General features: G+C 35.9%; 11 protein-coding genes. 4 read left to right on the forward strand and 7 right to left on the reverse strand.

Translation table 11 applies throughout. The annotated features are described in order from the left end of the window. Window positions 1-111 precede the first annotated feature (111 nt). From RG22_RS02050 to RG22_RS02065, 4 genes are read left to right on the forward strand one after another with little or no spacing between them, the layout of a single operon-like run. Window positions 112-990: a toprim domain-containing protein gene (locus tag RG22_RS02050; RefSeq protein ID WP_052143590.1), complete on the forward strand. Its 879-nt coding sequence runs from the start codon at window positions 112-114 to the stop codon at window positions 988-990. Next, entirely contained in the window at window positions 968-1483 is a 516-nt protein-coding gene (gene mbpA / locus RG22_RS18070; RefSeq protein ID WP_244462103.1) for a mobilization protein MbpA, read from the forward strand. Before RG22_RS02050 ends, mbpA begins: the two co-directional genes overlap by 23 nt. Then, on the forward strand, window positions 1480-2343 hold the full coding sequence (locus RG22_RS02060) for a relaxase/mobilization nuclease domain-containing protein (protein WP_034040440.1): 864 nt from the start codon (window positions 1480-1482) through the stop codon (window positions 2341-2343). The genes mbpA and RG22_RS02060 overlap by 4 nt, the downstream gene beginning before the upstream one ends. Before the next feature lie 16 nt (window positions 2344-2359). Next, window positions 2360-2668, forward strand: a complete 309-nt coding sequence (locus tag RG22_RS02065; RefSeq protein WP_034040442.1) for a DUF6730 family protein — start codon at window positions 2360-2362, stop codon at window positions 2666-2668. Here the strand turns inward: RG22_RS02065 and RG22_RS17175 are convergent. From RG22_RS17175 to RG22_RS02100, 7 genes are all read right to left on the reverse strand, one after another. Further along, entirely contained in the window at window positions 2649-3788 is a 1140-nt protein-coding gene (locus RG22_RS17175) for a DUF4971 domain-containing protein (protein ID WP_052143591.1), read from the reverse strand. The two genes, RG22_RS02065 and RG22_RS17175, sit on opposite strands and share 20 nt — an antisense overlap. A gap of 186 nt (window positions 3789-3974) precedes the next feature. Next, entirely contained in the window at window positions 3975-5432 is a 1458-nt protein-coding gene (locus RG22_RS02075) for a BACON domain-containing protein (protein WP_081997642.1), read from the reverse strand. Window positions 5433-5534: 102 nt separating this feature from the next. Beyond that, window positions 5535-7001: a BACON domain-containing protein gene (locus tag RG22_RS17180; RefSeq protein ID WP_052143592.1), complete on the reverse strand. Its 1467-nt coding sequence runs from the start codon at window positions 6999-7001 to the stop codon at window positions 5535-5537. A gap of 48 nt (window positions 7002-7049) precedes the next feature. Further along, on the reverse strand, window positions 7050-8732 hold the full coding sequence (locus tag RG22_RS02085; RefSeq protein WP_034040444.1) for a RagB/SusD family nutrient uptake outer membrane protein: 1683 nt from the start codon (window positions 8730-8732) through the stop codon (window positions 7050-7052). A gap of 18 nt (window positions 8733-8750) precedes the next feature. Next, entirely contained in the window at window positions 8751-11546 is a 2796-nt protein-coding gene (locus RG22_RS02090; RefSeq protein WP_052143813.1) for a SusC/RagA family TonB-linked outer membrane protein, read from the reverse strand. A gap of 29 nt (window positions 11547-11575) precedes the next feature. After that, window positions 11576-13342, reverse strand: coding sequence for a RagB/SusD family nutrient uptake outer membrane protein (locus RG22_RS02095; protein WP_034040446.1), 1767 nt, complete (start codon window positions 13340-13342; stop codon window positions 11576-11578). Window positions 13343-13353: 11 nt separating this feature from the next. Continuing rightward, entirely contained in the window at window positions 13354-16518 is a 3165-nt protein-coding gene (locus RG22_RS02100) for a SusC/RagA family TonB-linked outer membrane protein (RefSeq protein WP_034040447.1), read from the reverse strand. Window positions 16519-16544 lie beyond the last annotated feature (26 nt).

Below are 16544 nucleotides of genomic sequence, written 5' to 3' on the forward strand. Positions count from 1 at the left end.
CAAGAATGATGAAACGATGAAAAATTGATGACTAAGAAAACCTAATGTTTATAGAGGTTTACAGATGAAATCATCAAAATATCAAAAAAACACCCAAAAACACATTGGCTAATGAAAAGAAAAATAAATTGTGAAACAGCCCGTAATTTTTCAGTGGAAAAAGCACTGGAAAAATTAGGACACTTTCCCAAAAAGACAACGGAAAAAGAAGCTTGGTTTCTAAGTCCTTTCAGGTCAGAAACCCAAGCCTCTTTTAAAGTCTCTAAAACCAAGAATCGATGGTATGATCACGGCGAAGGTATAGGCGGAAATGTGATCGATCTAGTATGCAAGATTTTGAAATGTTCCATAAAAGACACCTTGATGTTTTTAAGTGAATCCATTCCAATTAACATAAATGAACAACAGCATCAGTGTGATACAACGGTTATTAACATAATTACAGATGCTAATATTGAAATCATTAAAATTCAAGAAATCATGCACCCTGCTTTAGTTCAATATTTAAATTCTAGAGGTATATCTAGGGCCATTGCAAATATCTATTGTAAAGAAGTTTGGTACCAGTATAAAGCATCTGAATTTTTCGCCATTGGATTAAAGAATAATAAAGGGGGTTGGGAATTGCGCAATAAGATTTTTAAAAATAGCAGCAGCCCTAAATCTTATACCTACATCCAAAATAACAACAAGCAGGTAATCATTTTGGAAGGGATGTTTGATTTGTTATCGCTTGCAACATTAGATGGTAATCTATTAAAAACTTCAGATATCCTCGTTTTAAATTCCATCAGTTTTAGAAATGATATTGAAATATATATATCTAAATACACCTTTGTTTCTCTGTATTTGGATAATGATATCCCTGGTCAAAAGGCAGCTCAATATTTAATTAATAAGTACAAACATGTAATTGACAAGAGTTCAAGCTTTGTGAATTATAAAGATTTAAACGATTTACTGAACCATGAAAAAAGAGCAGCTATTTAATTTTAAGTCAAAAGATGAAAAGGAGCAGTATGTAGAGATTCCTACCGATGTACTAATTAATTCAGATAGTGTAGAATTGGATTTTAACGACACTTCATCTAAAACGAAAATGCTCTTGGGTAGGAATTCGAGATGTGTGTCTGTGGACACATTCTCGTTTGCTCCCCTTGGTCGCAAAGAAAAAAGAGTGTTTAAGGGGAAGGGTGACCTCGTTAAGTTTCGATGTTCTGTTTATGAAAAGAAGCTTCTAAAGGTTAAAGCAAAAAGGAGCGGATTAACCTTGAGTGAATATATACGGCGTAGTCTATTTGAAAAAGAAATTACAGAACGTTTTACAGATGAACATATAGAACTTTATAAAATGCTTATTAAATACCATAACAATTTTAAGTCTATTGGTAACATGTACAAAATGCGGAATCCGAAGCTTACTGAAACAGTCTATGACTTAGCAAATGAAATCAAAGCACATCTTAAAAAATTTCAACAATGATTGGCAAGGGAAAAAGTATATCACATACTAGAGCATCGATGGCATATGGATGGAACCAGGAAAAAGATGCAGAAATTGTATTGAAGGAATTTTTGCATGGGGATTCACCAGCTGAAATCACTCAAGAATTCAAAATGCTCCAAGATCAAAATTACCATTGCTCAAAAAACACCTTGTCATTTGTTATTAGCCCAACAATTGAAGACGGCAAACGATTAGAAACAAGGGAGTTACAGGCCATCACAAAACGTTTTATCCATGAGATGAAGCTTGGAGAACGACAAGCCATAGCCTTTGTGCATCAAGACAAAGACCATAAGCATATTCATTTATATGTCAATCGGATTGATTTTAATGGCGTAGCCTATAATGACAGCTTTATTGGAAAACGCAGTCAATTAGCAGCAGAAAAAGTAGCTGAAACCATGGGGCTCACAACCGTAAAGCAAGTACAATTTGAAAAGGAATTTAACCTTAGAGAAATACGAACAGAAATCAAACGCAGGCATGATCTAACCATGAAACAATTTAAGCCAAAATCTTTTGATGCCTATTTAAAAGCGATGGAAACTAATGGTGTTAAAGTGATTCCAACGATAAATAACCAAAACAAGTTACAGGGCTTTCGGTTTGAGTTTGATGGTCATAACCTAAAAGGCAGTGAAGTCCATCGCAATATGTCTCTTGGAAATATTGGAAAACAAATGTTAGGAAAATACGGAGCAAGCATAATAAAGGACAGCAATGTAAGTGTGAAACTAGCAGATAAAGTTGTTAACCTTACACCTAACCTAGCCTTAAAGATCACCAAGTTCATTATTAAGAGAGCCATCGATAAAGGAATCGACATCGGATATTAAATTAAACATAACAATCATGACAAAACTTGAAGAGTTAACAGCATTACTAGTAAATGAAATCAACGATTTTAAAAATGGTGTAGATAAACTGGAAAAAATCAATGAGCATTTAGAGAACACCAAAATCAAGATAGATTTAACCAAGTATAAGTTTATTATTGAAAAACATGAACAAAAAATGGATTCACACATAAAAGCCATTGAACTCTTTGAAAGTCGTTTTGATAATAAGATTAACCAAGCAAAAATTTATCCTACTTGGGCGGTTGTGGTTTTTATAGTTTGCGTGTTGCTTGCACTCACGTCTATTTCTGTATTACTTTAACATAATCAATCTCCATAACAACTGGCAAATTAGATTCTTTGAGAACCCAATTGCTGGAATTTGCCTCAGCATCTACCCAACTACCTCCAATTTGCTGGCTCAGGATGATATGGAAATCTTTATCAAAAGGCCACCGAAGATACCCACTCACAGTATCGTTGTTACCTCTATTAAATGTATGGTAAACCAATCCATTTAAGATAAAATCAATTTTGTTTTCGGTCCATTCAACTTTATATATATTCCAGTTTGTTAAGTTTACAGCTTTTGTAGTGTATCGCTCAGGATCATTACTATACTGTCTGTTATTTGCCCAATGATATTCTGTATGGATTGTAGAATAAAAGAATGAATCATAGTTAAGACTTTCCACCATGTCAATTTCTCCACTATTTGGATTAGATCCATAAACATTGTCAGTAGGATGCAACCATATGGCTGGCCAAGCGCGAGGAACTTGTTGGATTCTTGCACGAATTTCAACTTCACCGTATGTGAAATCGAACTTGTGAGAAGAATCTATGGCACCTGTCCAAACAGAAGAACGGTCAATGCTTTCAACATCTTGTAGCTTACCTGTGAAATTGGGGTTTTTGATTCCTTTCAACTTTAATGTGCCGTTTGAAACTTCAACAACTAGGGGGTCATTTATTGCTGTATTGTTCCATGCCGAACTACCACTATTTACTATGTTCCAATTTGATGTATTTAGCGAGTTTCCATCAAAGTTATCTTCAAAGACAATTACCTCACTAGCTTGACCTTTATGATCGGTCAATAAAACGGTATAAATTACGCTATTTCCATTTGATGAGGTTATGGTAAATTTTTCTTCTTTTCCCCATGCTTCAATTCTTGTTTTTGGGTCAGGAGAAATCGTTGCTCCTTCTGAAAGTTTGTATTTAACCCCAATGATATCGGAAGTATATTCTATTCCTCCAATAGAAACCTTTTTGTCATTAGTGTCTATGACAGCTGTATAAGATTTGTCATTTGCTTGTATGGAGAATGAAATTAATTTATTTTCGGGTGTTTCTTCGTTTAGGTTGTCCGAACAATTCACATTAACTAACCCTATAATTAATAATAAAAGAAACATAATCGTTTTGTATTTTTTCATAAGACACATTATTTATTTAAGATTTTTTTTACAGCCAGATTCAACCAATAATGTTTGCCAAATCATTATTGCTACCAATCACTTTTGTTAAAGCTTTCGTAGATCATCTTAATCGTAAAAAAATAAAGGAATGCTTAATCTTTATTAAAAGAAAACATTCCTTCTTTTTAGCTTATTGATAAAGGATTATTCTCCCCAATCAATAGGTACAGTATATTCATACCAGTCATAAACACAAGAACCGGCAGAGCCTCCAAGATATGTAAATGATTCAGCTCCGTAAGGAACTACAAATCCTGAATTTGCCACATAGGTAGAAAGTACGGTGCCATCAAGAATCCATTCTACTTGCATGTCTCCATTATTATCTGTCAGATTCAACGACAAAGTATGTGGTTGTGAGATATCGATTGCTACGTTCTTAGATTCTTGCGGTGTCCAAGGGCTCGTACTAAAGTCGGTAACCCCACTAGAGGCGCTAACATGCCATCTTATTTCCATACTTCCATAAGTAAAGTAAATAGTTGAATAAGCATCTGCAGACATTTGCTTTAATCTGAACGAGTACAGCCCAGGCCCCATATTGCCTTGAGTTACACGGGCGGAAGCAAAAGTGGCATCTCCATTAAACACAGGTGTTCCTTGATTGGTTTGCCATCTCGTACCTAAATCGCTATCAGCAAATTCATAACGAACCGGTAATGGATTATTGCCTTGTTTTAAAACTACGGTTCTTACAACGGGTTCGGTGCCAGGGAATGGCACAGTCGAAAGAATCAACTCAGTACTACGAACACCTGTCCCAGCGTTATCATCCAATACAATTTCTATATTACCGTTCCCCGTAAAGCTATTTGTGGTAATGGAATACCATTCAATATCTTCATTTCCTTTTACAACGGTCCAATCTGCATTGGATTCAACAGATAAATTTACAGTTTTAACATCATACAAACTCTTTATTAACAATGTTTCGGGTCTTAATAACACCCCATCTTGTACAAAAGTTATAGAATCCATTTTAACGTGATGACGATCATAGACAAAAACTTTGCCACTTCGCTGTTCTCCTTTGTTAACTACTGTTTGAACGGTAACATCACCATTAAGTGTTCCACTAGAACCTGATACTATTGATAACCAATCTATCTCAGAGTCAATCTCTGTAGACCAATCTTGATTTGAATTAACCGTAAAAGATTTAGTATCAATATCTTTCGTTAGGATTGTATCATTATTATTGCTCAAATTAAGATATGCTATCCCTTTTTGAATAATGGCAAATTGTTTACCAATCCAATAATCACTTTTTACGGTAATAGTATCTGTACGGTCATCTAAACCCGTATTATCGCTGCAAGCAACTGAGACATCATAAATTTCCCCTGGACCACCTTGAGCTGGTGTAACGGTAATCCAATCTTTAGTACCATAAACTTCCCATGGATCCGAAGATTTTACTTGAAACACAACGGGATCAGCTCCACTAGCAGGTAAATAATAACTGTCTTGCGGGTTATATCGCAAATCGACTGACTTCAATGGTTCACTATCTTCATCACAAGAAGATAGATTCATAAGAAGTCCGAAAGCAGACATAAAAAACATAAAGCTATATGTCTTTCTATTTAATATTCTTTTCATCTGTTTATATTTTATTTAAAAGTATCCATAAAACGCGCCAAAGCATATATGCTCTTGTTTTTGAGATATTTACAATGGCGTGTTTCATCTCAATCTATAATGTTATTCAATTGGAATTGCCTCAAAAGAATCAATTGTACAAGAAGCTGCGCCTCCACCAGCAAATCCAAAATAGAATATTGTTCCTTCTTCAGCTGGATCTGTATAAGGGTTATTTCGATTATTTAAAAATCCAATTTCAGTTCCATTAAGTGACACTGTAAATTTTACTTTACCAGCATTATCAGGATCATGATCAATAACCATCTTTATTTCCGTTAGGTTGTCTATGTCATTTTGCGTAATATCATAATTTGCCATAGCCCAACTAAATCCACCTGCGGCTGTTGTATTATGTTCTGTTGAACCAATATATGTATGGTGGTTTGCAGTTGTAGGACTCACATTTGGCCAGCCATTTATATCAAACCATGCATCTGAAGGAATATTTACTGAAGATAGTTTCCAAATATATGTACCCAATTTCATTGGCGTGTTGGTTACCATACGTGCTTTACCTGCACTTGTTAATATAACGCCACCTGCCTCATTGAACGTAGCTGAAGAACCAGCATCAACATCTGCCCAAAATTGTGTTCCTTGAGTTATGGTTATAATAATATCATCAATGCCTTGAGCAGCCACTGTTGGTGTTATTAGAATTTGAGCTTCACGAGCAGTAAACACGGTGTTTCCTGTTGCTGTAACTGTTAATGTTTCGTTGGTAGTATCCAATGTTACCCAACTATCATTTTCATCAACCAATTCTGCTTTCCATTCAATATTTGAGCTAATATCAAATACTTTAGAGTCTCCTGAACTTGCAAAAGCCATTTGTTCTGGGGTAAGTGGCTCCATTTCTAAGAACGCCCCTTTTTGAGTGATTTCAAATGCATATTCTTCTACACCACTTTTAATGGTTACGGTTGCTGTACGCACGGCACCAGTATTGGCTTCAGCGCTAGCCATAATTGTCGCCAACTGATTATTACCTGTTCCTGATGATACATCAAAGCTTAACCAAATACTAGACGATGTTACCCTCCAATCATTATTGGCAACGATGGTAAAAGGTTTTTGATCTCCATCTGCTGCAAATTCATCTTCAATAGGTTGAATTTCTAATTTTACTTTAGCGGCTTGAACAATCGTGATTTTTTTCACTTCCCCAAGCTCATCAGCATTGATAGTCAATGTAGCTGTACGTTCAGTTTCTAAATCATTCAATTCAATATCTAAATTAACTTCTGTAACGAGTGCACTAGCAGAACTTAATCCGGGTCTTGGTATACACCATTGTGCATCGGTTTCTATTCTCCATGGCATATTAGAACTTACCGCAAATTTAATGTTGCTTGGTGTACTAGCCAGCACAGTATATTCTGAAAGCGCATCTGTTTCTATTAGTGGGGTAGATTCTGCTTGAGAGTCAATAGTTAACTCTTGACAAGAAAATAGATTCAGCACAAATAACAATGCTACTACGTACTTAAATCCAGTGATCAATAATTGGTTAGATTTTCTATTCATTTTTTTTTTATTTTAAATTAACACTTATTTATTAAAATCGATTTTTGTTTACCAACCTTGGTTTTGAGGCGCCAAGTTTGGATTTTTAAATATCTCATCCTGAGGTATGGGGTATAAATACATTTTGTTGCTCCAAGAACGCGTTTCATACAATGTCTTTTGGTAGGTTTTGGTTCCGTCATCCTTTTTATTGATACTTACTCCATAGAGTTTTTCCTGAGTGTTATTACCAATTTTCCAACGTCTGATATCCCAAAAGCGGTGGTCTTCAAAAGCAAACTCAACACGCCATTCATTTCTTACTTTGTCTCTAAAGTCTTGGGTTGAAGAAGGAGTAACTAAAGGCATTCCAGCATTTAATCTAACTTCATTAATGGCCCATAATGCAGACCTTGTGTAAGTCGCATCCGTATAATTTGCATCTCCAAAAGCTTCAATCATTGACTCTGCATAGGTTAGTAATGTTTCAGCATAACGGTAAATAACCCATAAGTGTCTTTTCGTTACTAAATTACCAGGTGTAAAATCAGCCTCTGGCTGAATATATTTTTTCAAGAAATAACCAGTTGGAGAACCGCCCTCTGCTACTGGAGCATAATCAGTACCGCCAAAATAGGTTTCAATTTCACTTCCTTTAAACATGGCCCCATCTGTTAAAACGGCTCTTGCCAAACGAGGGTCACGATTTGCGTATGGATTCTTAGGGTCGAAAGCAGGGTCGTCCGATTTCCATCCATCTACTTGAAGGATTACAGGATATCCGTTTATGGTTTCAAAGGCATCAACTAAGTTCTGGGAAGGGAACGTAGCAGTTGCTGGGGTATGACGCCCACCTTTTGTATACCTTAAAGGGAAATTGATTAATTCAAAATATGAATTTTCGTTATTTAATCGAAAAAGAACAGCTTCTTTAGAATCTAGTCTGTTTGCAGTTTCTGCATTTTCCAAGTTATAGTAATTCAAATCGATTAAATCTAACGCAGCTTTAGCCGATGCTTTCCATGCATTTATATCATTTGATGGATTATGTAACGGACTAGCGGCATAAAGCAAAGCTTTTGATTTTAAAGCATATGCAAATCCTTTTGTAACCCTACCTGTTTGTTCTGTAACGCCTTTATAAGTATCAGGTAGATTAAGTGCTGCTTCATTACATTCTGCAACAATAAAATTTATCACATCATTGAATTTTGTTTTTTGGATATTATTTGCTTCATCTGTAGTCAATACCGTTATAGGCATTGCAATATCTCCATATCTGCGAGCAAGCTCAAAGAAATAAAAAGCTCTTAGCAAACGCGCTTCATAAGGAAAGAAAGAGAGCTTTTTTACAATCAAATTATAATCGATATTATGCTCAAACCTTGTGAAATCTGCGTCTTCTATATTTACCAAAAATTTATTGGCTGCACGAATTCCTTTGTACAGATCCCACTGGTTATCCAAAGAATTTAAAGGCGACCAAGAACCATTGTTAAAACTCTGAACAGCACCTCCTGTAGCAGCAAACTCTGCATCATCAGTGGCACAATCTCTCATAGCTCCAGATATAGTACCTAAGTCTTGAGGAAGAAAAGAATATACATTCGTAAGGACTTGCTCAGTCGAGTTGAAATATTTATAAACATCTTCTTCTGATTTCAACCCATCGGTTTCATCAAAATCGAGATGGCTACATGAACTCAGCAGAACAATAACCAATAGTGTTCGTATAATATTTATTGTTTTCATATGCGTTAAATTATTAGTTTAGAAATTAAGTTTGATGCCTGCCCAATAAGAACTTAGCGAAGGATAAGTAGCGCCCAATTGTTCAGGGTCGGCAAACTTAATATTGTCTACAGAAAATAAATTTGTTCCTGCTAAATAGATTTTCATTTCAGCATTAAATATTGATTTAGGTATTGTATAGGCAATATTTATATTACGTAATTTCAGAAAAGTCCCATTACGATACCATAAAGAATTATTTCTGTAATTGTTTGCATTGCTTTGAGTTGTTAAACGTGGTACAGTGGCATTCATACTGTTTTGTGGAGTCCAAGGCGTTTCTCTTTCCAAGAATGTGTTTGATATATTTCCATTATTTACTAAGGGTGCATATAAAGGACTATCTAATAAATTAACCGTTAAGCCCGCTGCACCTTGAAAGTTGGTAGAAAACTCAAATCTTTTATAAGAAAGATTCAGATTAATTCCGTAATAAACCTCTGGTGAAGTAGTACCGTACATTTTTACTATGTCTTTGTCGTCAATCCTATTATCCCCATTCTGATCTTTATAGCGAATATCACCAGGAAGTGTATTTGAGAACGTTTGTATAGGGCTGTTATTGATCTCTACTTGATTATTGAAAAAACCAAGAACTTCCAACCCATAAGATTGCCCTACTTGATTTCCTTTGTGATACAAATAATCATACTCCTGATAAGCTTGATTGCTATTTACAGATGTTGTTTTGATATAGGACATGTTACTTGAAATACCAAAATCTAAATCTCCAATTTTATCTTTCCAACCTAAGGCAAGATTTATGCCTTTATATACATTTATACCAGCATTGAGTTCGCTCACATCGAGTCCGAAAACCCCTGATATAGAAGTAGACGACGGTACAAGAATATCACTTCGTTTCTCGTAGAAGCCGTCAACTGACAACGATAATTTGTGTTTGAACATTATAAGATCAAAACCTGTTACCATTTTTGCTGATTTCTCGATAGTTAAATTTTCAACAGGAAGGGTTCCTTCAGTTAGTCCTCCAGCATAATTTATATTATCTCCAAAGTAATAGGCGCCTCCACCAACATAATTTTGCAAATACAGTTCATGCCTAGAATTTCCATCCCAACCAGATGTTCCGTAGGATGCTCTTAATTTCAACAAATCAACTGTATTTGAATATTTATTCATGAATTGCTCGTTTGAAATTACCCATGCAGCAGATGCAGCAGGGTAGGTGTGAAAACGGCTGCCTTTTTCAAGGTAACTTGTTCCAGAATAGTTTACAACAGCATTGAATATGTAGCGATCCTTATAACTGTAGCCTGCCGTTGCCAATATTGACTGTCTCTTTTTGGAGTTATTTCTAATATTTCTGATAGAGGATTGCTGATCGTATATTACAGTCCCACTCAAGGTATGTTCGTCAAACGTTCGGTCATAGCCTAACTTTGCCTGAAAGTTGGTTTTTAGATATACGTTAGAGAATCCTTGGCTATGAGATAAGGTTGATGAATCTACACCATACACTATCGGATTTGTTGTTAAGGTGCCATCTGCTAATAAATTTGCTTGCGCATCCGAATAGCGATATTCTTTTGATGATGCTTCATACATTTCTCCCTGATAATCGAACGCGATAGACGCATCTGCATAAAGACCAGGAGTAACGATATCTAGGTCTTGCCTTATATGTAAATCTGAAAATAAGCTTGCAAAAATATTTTTATTATGGCCACTACTGCTATTTAAAGCTACTGGGTTATTTGCACCATATATTGTATTTCCTCCAAAAATGCCATTCTCTGTTTTAATAGGAAATGCTGCAGAAGGCGTTCTATATACTGATGAGATTAAATCATAAGTTTTATTTGATCCGTTTATTTCACGTAAACGGCCCATTATTCCAAATTTAATCAGTGTGCTCTTTGTAAGATTTATATCTAAATTTGTACGTAAATTTAGTTTTACATCGGTGGGAGTCGTGTTGTAACGCGAGTCTGATGCTTCATCGTTAAACATTGCCTTATCGTTTGAATAATTAACAGCCGTGAAAAATTTGAATTTCTCTTTACCACCACTAAATGTAAGTGCCAGTTGGTGGTTATATCCTGTGTCATTATAAACTTCGTCTTTCCAATTTACATTAGGATACGCATAAGGATAGTTATTAGATTTGAAGGCTTCCAATTCGTTGGCGTTATAACGAGGACCTAACCCATCTAATCCTAAAGCTGTATTTAAATTATTAGCATAAGTATATGAATCAGCAAAAACAGGAGTGCGATATTGTCTATTTATTCCAAACTGATAATTTGCAGTTACTTTCATTTCGGAATTTATACCTCTTTTAGTTGTAACTAAAACCACTCCATTGGCACCTCGAACACCATACAAGGCAGCAGCAACAGCGTCTTTAAGAACTGTAACCGATTCAATTTCCGGCATAGTTACAGAACTAATATCACGAGGATAGCCATCAACTAATACAAGAGGTGCGTGTCCATTAATTGAAAAAGATGCCTGATTGTGTGCTGGAATTCCACTTCCTTGATAAACATTCAATCCTGCTACTCTTCCATAAAGTGCTTTCATTACATCTAATTCAGGTGATTTCTCAAGAATTTCTTTACTAATCTTTGTAGCAGCAGAGCTACCCTTTTCTAAAGATGTTGTACGGTGGTAGCCTAAACTTATCAGTGATTCTGTGTTCTCAATAACGGTTACGCTATCCTTTTTATTTAGCTGTTCTTGCTCGATATTTTGTGCGCTTACTATAAAAGATAAAAAACACAACCATGTTATAATAAAATATTTTTTCATATTATCAATAAATAAAAAATTACTAACGTTTACCAACCGGGATTTTGAGTCATCCCATAATCTTTATTAATCTCCACTTGAGGAATTGGTGACAAATACCATTTTGTATCCCAATTATCTACCCAAAAACGTTTGTTTAGCTCTATTGTTTTGAACGTAAAACTAGTAGGGGCGTTTTGATCATTCCCTTTACTATCTAAACCATACAGCCTCTTGCGAAAATCCTGTTCTCTGCCCCAACGGATTAAGTCGTACCATCTAACTTCTTCAAAACCTAGTTCCAAAGCGCGTTCTTTCAAAAGGGCTTCACGGAATTGTTCTTTAGACAATCCTTCGGCTATAGGAGTAAGCCCTACACGGGCACGTATATCATTAATTAAACTATATGCCGTAGCACTGGGTGCTCCATCGGCTTCATTGATTGCTTCTGCATAACTTAACAAGGCTTCTGGCAAACGTAAGTAAGGCCATTGCGTTGGTCTTCCAGAGCGATCTTCACTTGTTTGCAAAATCCATTTCATCTGTAAAAACCCACTACCATTTTTAAAATTAGGGTGGTTAACATACACTGGAGCAGGTGTATTATTAAAATACATATCTCCTGGTACAGCAACAGTTTCATACAATCTTGGATCGCGTGTTGGTGTGTTTCCCTCATAAAATGGTTGTTTGGAAGGAGTAACCCAATTAAAATCTTCAGGAAAATCGGTGCCATCTGCCCATGAGAACATATTTACATAATTTAATGTAGGGCCAACATAGTAACGATTCGGGAAATACAAGTCATAAAGAACGCCCTCATCATATCCTCTACGGGTTGATATTAGCGTTTCTGATCCTCCTCGATCATAGTAAGCACTTCTATAGGCTTCTCTACGTGCTTGATGTGTGTTTTCTAGGGGTTGCGTTAAAGCGTATTGACCATTAGAAGTCAATGCATCCATAAATTCTTTACCCGCAGCCTTAGCTCTAACCCATCTTTGCATATCGTAGTTACCATAACTCGTATAAGTATCTGCACTAGGATGCCAAGGCGTGCCAGAGTTAAAGGTTGGACTTGCAGCAAATAACAGTACTCTTAATTTTAAAGCTAATGCGCCAGCTTTATCCATTCGCCCATCGTTACTAGCATCATGTTTCCATTTCAAATTAGGGATTGCCTGATCTAATAAATCAACAATATTATTTACGGTTTCTTCAAAGGTAATTCTAGGAAAAACCAACTCTTCATTAGGACTGATTGCGTGATCTAGCCAAGGCACCCCTCCAATATTTCTTAGCATATCAGTATAAGATATTGCAAGAATAACCTGAGCTTCGGCAATTCGTTCTAACTTTTCGTTAGCAGTCATGTCCTTAACTTTATCTATATTTTCTATGTACAACCAACTGTATCGAATAGCAGACCAATCTACTTCACCGCCATAGCGATACGCTTCACTACCTATTAATACACCATTTATAGAAGAGCTTAACGCGCCGTTATAATATAGATTTGCAGGGCCATCGCCAATATTACCTCTAAAACTGTGGTTGATATCTGTAATATTTTCAAGAACAACACCACCCAGTTTGTTATGGTTGCCCCCTCCTGTAGGAAGCCCATATGGAAGGTAGGTATAGGCCTTGGTTAAAACCTTGTCTGAGTTTTCTTTTGAACTGAACAATGTATCAATTGTAGCTCCTGAAATTTCTGGTTGCGTTCCAAGGAATTCATCTCCAAAAGTTAAATCACTACAAGAAACTATCAGAAGACCAATACATGTTAATAACCATGTTTGTATAATGCTTTTCATATTTGTTATCTTTAAAAGTTTAAGTTAAGTCCGAAATTATATTGTTTCGTAAGTGGATAACTTCCAAGGTTATTCGTAATACCTTCTGGATCCATGGTTTTTAATGAACTAAAAGTCAATAGGTTATAACCGCTTAATGAAAAAGAAGCGGTTTTGATTCCAAAATTTCTAAGAAATTTATTATCACGAAGCGTATATCCAATGGTCAGCGTTTTTAAACGAATGTAAGACGCATCTCTTAGCCATAAAGTAGAGGCCTGTGAGTTCCATGATTCTGACGTTTCTGCGGCTCTAGGCAATGTTGCTCCTAATTGATTTTCAGGCGTCCAACTTTCATCAACGAAATAGTCTAGCAATCCACGTACTCCAGCATTTGTAAAAGGTATACGATATTCAATTTCATACATTTTGTTAACATGGGTTGCACCTATCCATTGCGTTGAGACACTAAAATTCTTCCATTCGAAGCCGATATTTGACCCGAAAAAGTATTCTGGTCTAGTGGAATATCCATAGGCCATTTTATCATCTCCATTCACAATATTATCACCATTTAAATCAGCATACATGGCATCTCCTGGATATACATTCACAAAAGGCTGAGCAAACTCACTCTTTAAAGTTAGGTTTCCATCAGCATCTTGATCAAAGTCACTGTATTGGTATAATCGTTCGTATTTGTAAACATCTGAATAACGATCAGTGGAATGCCCTGTTGCGTTCATATAATCATATGTATTAGGAACTTCATCCATATAAATAATCTTATTTTTTGCATAAGACACGTTTGCGTTGATGTGATAACTGAAATTATTTGAAATCTCATCCTTCCAGCCTATTGCCAGTTCATATCCTTTATTATCTACAATTCCAATATTTAAATCGGATAATGAGGTTGCGATAACTGAAGGGATTCTTCTTGGAGGAATCAAAATTCCTTCACGATGTTCTGTAAAGTAATCTGCATTTATAGTTAAGTTTCCGTTAAACAACTCCAAATCGATACCATAGTTTTGCTTCTCAGCTGTTTCCCAGGTTACTAGATCATTACCTGCAAGCCCAAGACCAAACCCTTGTTGGTTAATCGGGTTGTTTACCCCAAAACTATATGACCCACTTGGGTTCCAGATACCTGGCATATAAAGGAAACGGCTATTAATTCCTCCGTCACTACCAACACGGCCCCATGAGGCTCTTAGTTTTAAGTAATGAATTGCTTTTTGATTTCTCATAAAGTTTTCATTTGTAGCTACCCAAGCTCCAGATATAGCAGGAAATAAGCCATAACGTGTTTTGCCCGGAGCAAAATTTTCCGATCCATTATATCCTACATTCAAATCTAAAATGTATTTCTTTTTGTAGTCGTATGTTGCGCGTCCTACCAGACCTACATAATTGGCTGGTAAATATTGATAACTATTTGGATAATAGTTACGGTTTTGGTTGTATAAAGCCAAGCCGCTAACAGTATGATCTCCAAACGAACGTTTATAATTTATTCGTGCTTCTAGATACCAATTACGGTCGCGTCCATAATCCTCTGCATACGTAAGAGGTGTATCTGGCACATATGGATCTGGTCTATAAACAATCGTTTTATCATAATCTGGATCTGTCATTGGTTTTGTATTATCATCCAAAAACGATTTGTAACTTGCAATTTGAGCTTCTACACTTCCCCCTGCACGGTACTTATTAAGAGTGAAGTTATTATCATATGCCCCTTTAACAGAAGCACTTAAACCTTTAGTTAAGACATCTAATTTCTGAGTGATATCTAAATCAAAATTAAGTTGGGTATTAGATGTTTCATTATATCCCAATCCATAAAATGTGAACAGTCCGTCTCGAACTCTTTCTCCTTCTAGCGGAAACATTTCACCTGGTAGCAGTGTTCGTTTACCATCAATAATTCCAGGCCCTCCAAAAGGTAATGCCCAAACCGTTGCGATGACCCATGGATTATCTGTTGACTCTATGGTTCGCGGTTCATTAGTCTTTCCCGTATAACCACCAATATTTAATTTCATAGTGGTGGTTGGAGTAAGCGCTACATCAATATTTGCACGATAATTATAACGATTATACTTATAATTGTTATCATAGGGTAGTGATTCAAATTGTTTTAGCAATCCATTTTGAAATAAATGCCCAAATGATACAAAGTACTTTACCTTTTCGGTACCTCCAGATACGTTAACATTGTTTTTTTGTTGCATCGATAAATCATGAAACATATAATCCTTCCAACTTATATTTGGGCGAATTATAGGATCAGAACCTGTTCTATATGCTTCAATCGCCTCTCTCGTAAAATATAATCTTTGATCGGCAACATTATCGGCCTCCTTTTTAATATTCCAAAACTTAGCATACTCATAACTACTCGCTTGCGAAACTAAAGAGATTGGCTGTTGGAATCCAACAGAGGAACTAAAAGATATAGTTGGCTCTCCAACTCTACCTCTACGCGTAGTTACTAGAACAACACCATTGGCACCTCGTACCCCAAAAACCGCTGTAGAAGATGCATCTTTAAGAACAGAAATAGATTCAATTTCATTAGGATCAATTAGGGAGAAATCACGCTCAACACCATCTACTAAAATTAATGGCTTAGACCTTCCATTACTTAATGATCCTGCTCCACGAACATAAATTGTTGCAGCATCTTTACCTGGTTGCCCACTACTTTGAACTGAAGCCACACCAGGAAGACTACCTCCTAAAATATTGGTTACACTAGATACTGGCAACCTTGTCAATTCTTTGTTTGATATTGTTGATAGCGCACCTGTAACAGTAGCCTTGGTTTTTGCACCATATGCGATTACAACAATATCATCAAGCATTTCCGTGTCTTCACTTAAAACAACATTAATAATTTTTTTATCTCCAACAACAATTTCTTGTGTAACAAAACCAACATAGGAGATAACTAGTATTGCTTCTTTACTTTCAACATTGATTGAATAATTACCATCAAAGTCGGTAGAAGTCCCCTGAGACGTGCCTTTTATTAGTATAGTAGCGCCAGCAGCTCCTTCATTTGATAAATCAACAATCCTTCCTTTCACCTGTATAGTTTCCTTTGTTCCTGTTTGGGCATACAAAGAAGAAGTAAGTAGCGAAACAATTAAAAGAAAGCAAATCTTAAAATCTTTTAAACTTTCCATAAATAAATAATTATAGATATTTGGTT

It is taken from the genome of Wocania ichthyoenteri Th78, from assembly GCF_000789235.1.
GTDB lineage: Bacteria > Bacteroidota > Bacteroidia > Flavobacteriales > Flavobacteriaceae > Wocania_A > Wocania_A ichthyoenteri.

Excerpts from the sequence above, each read along its gene's own strand:
- RG22_RS02100 (WP_034040447.1), bottom strand. The coding sequence starts at position 16,518 with ATGGAAAGTTTAAAAGATTTTAAGATTTGCTTTCTTTTAATTGTTTCG.
- RG22_RS02065 (WP_034040442.1), top strand. The coding sequence starts at position 2,360 with ATGACAAAACTTGAAGAGTTAACAGCATTACTAGTAAATGAAATCAAC.
- RG22_RS02050 (WP_052143590.1), top strand. The coding sequence starts at position 112 with ATGAAAAGAAAAATAAATTGTGAAACAGCCCGTAATTTTTCAGTGGAA.
- RG22_RS17175 (WP_052143591.1), bottom strand. The coding sequence starts at position 3,788 with ATGAAAAAATACAAAACGATTATGTTTCTTTTATTATTAATTATAGGG.
- RG22_RS02060 (WP_034040440.1), top strand. The coding sequence starts at position 1,480 with ATGATTGGCAAGGGAAAAAGTATATCACATACTAGAGCATCGATGGCA.
- RG22_RS02095 (WP_034040446.1), bottom strand. The coding sequence starts at position 13,342 with ATGAAAAGCATTATACAAACATGGTTATTAACATGTATTGGTCTTCTG.
- RG22_RS17180 (WP_052143592.1), bottom strand. The coding sequence starts at position 7,001 with ATGAATAGAAAATCTAACCAATTATTGATCACTGGATTTAAGTACGTA.
- RG22_RS02090 (WP_052143813.1), bottom strand. The coding sequence starts at position 11,546 with ATGAAAAAATATTTTATTATAACATGGTTGTGTTTTTTATCTTTTATA.
- RG22_RS02075 (WP_081997642.1), bottom strand. The coding sequence starts at position 5,432 with ATGAAAAGAATATTAAATAGAAAGACATATAGCTTTATGTTTTTTATG.
- mbpA (WP_244462103.1), top strand. The coding sequence starts at position 968 with ATGAAAAAAGAGCAGCTATTTAATTTTAAGTCAAAAGATGAAAAGGAG.
- RG22_RS02085 (WP_034040444.1), bottom strand. The coding sequence starts at position 8,732 with ATGAAAACAATAAATATTATACGAACACTATTGGTTATTGTTCTGCTG.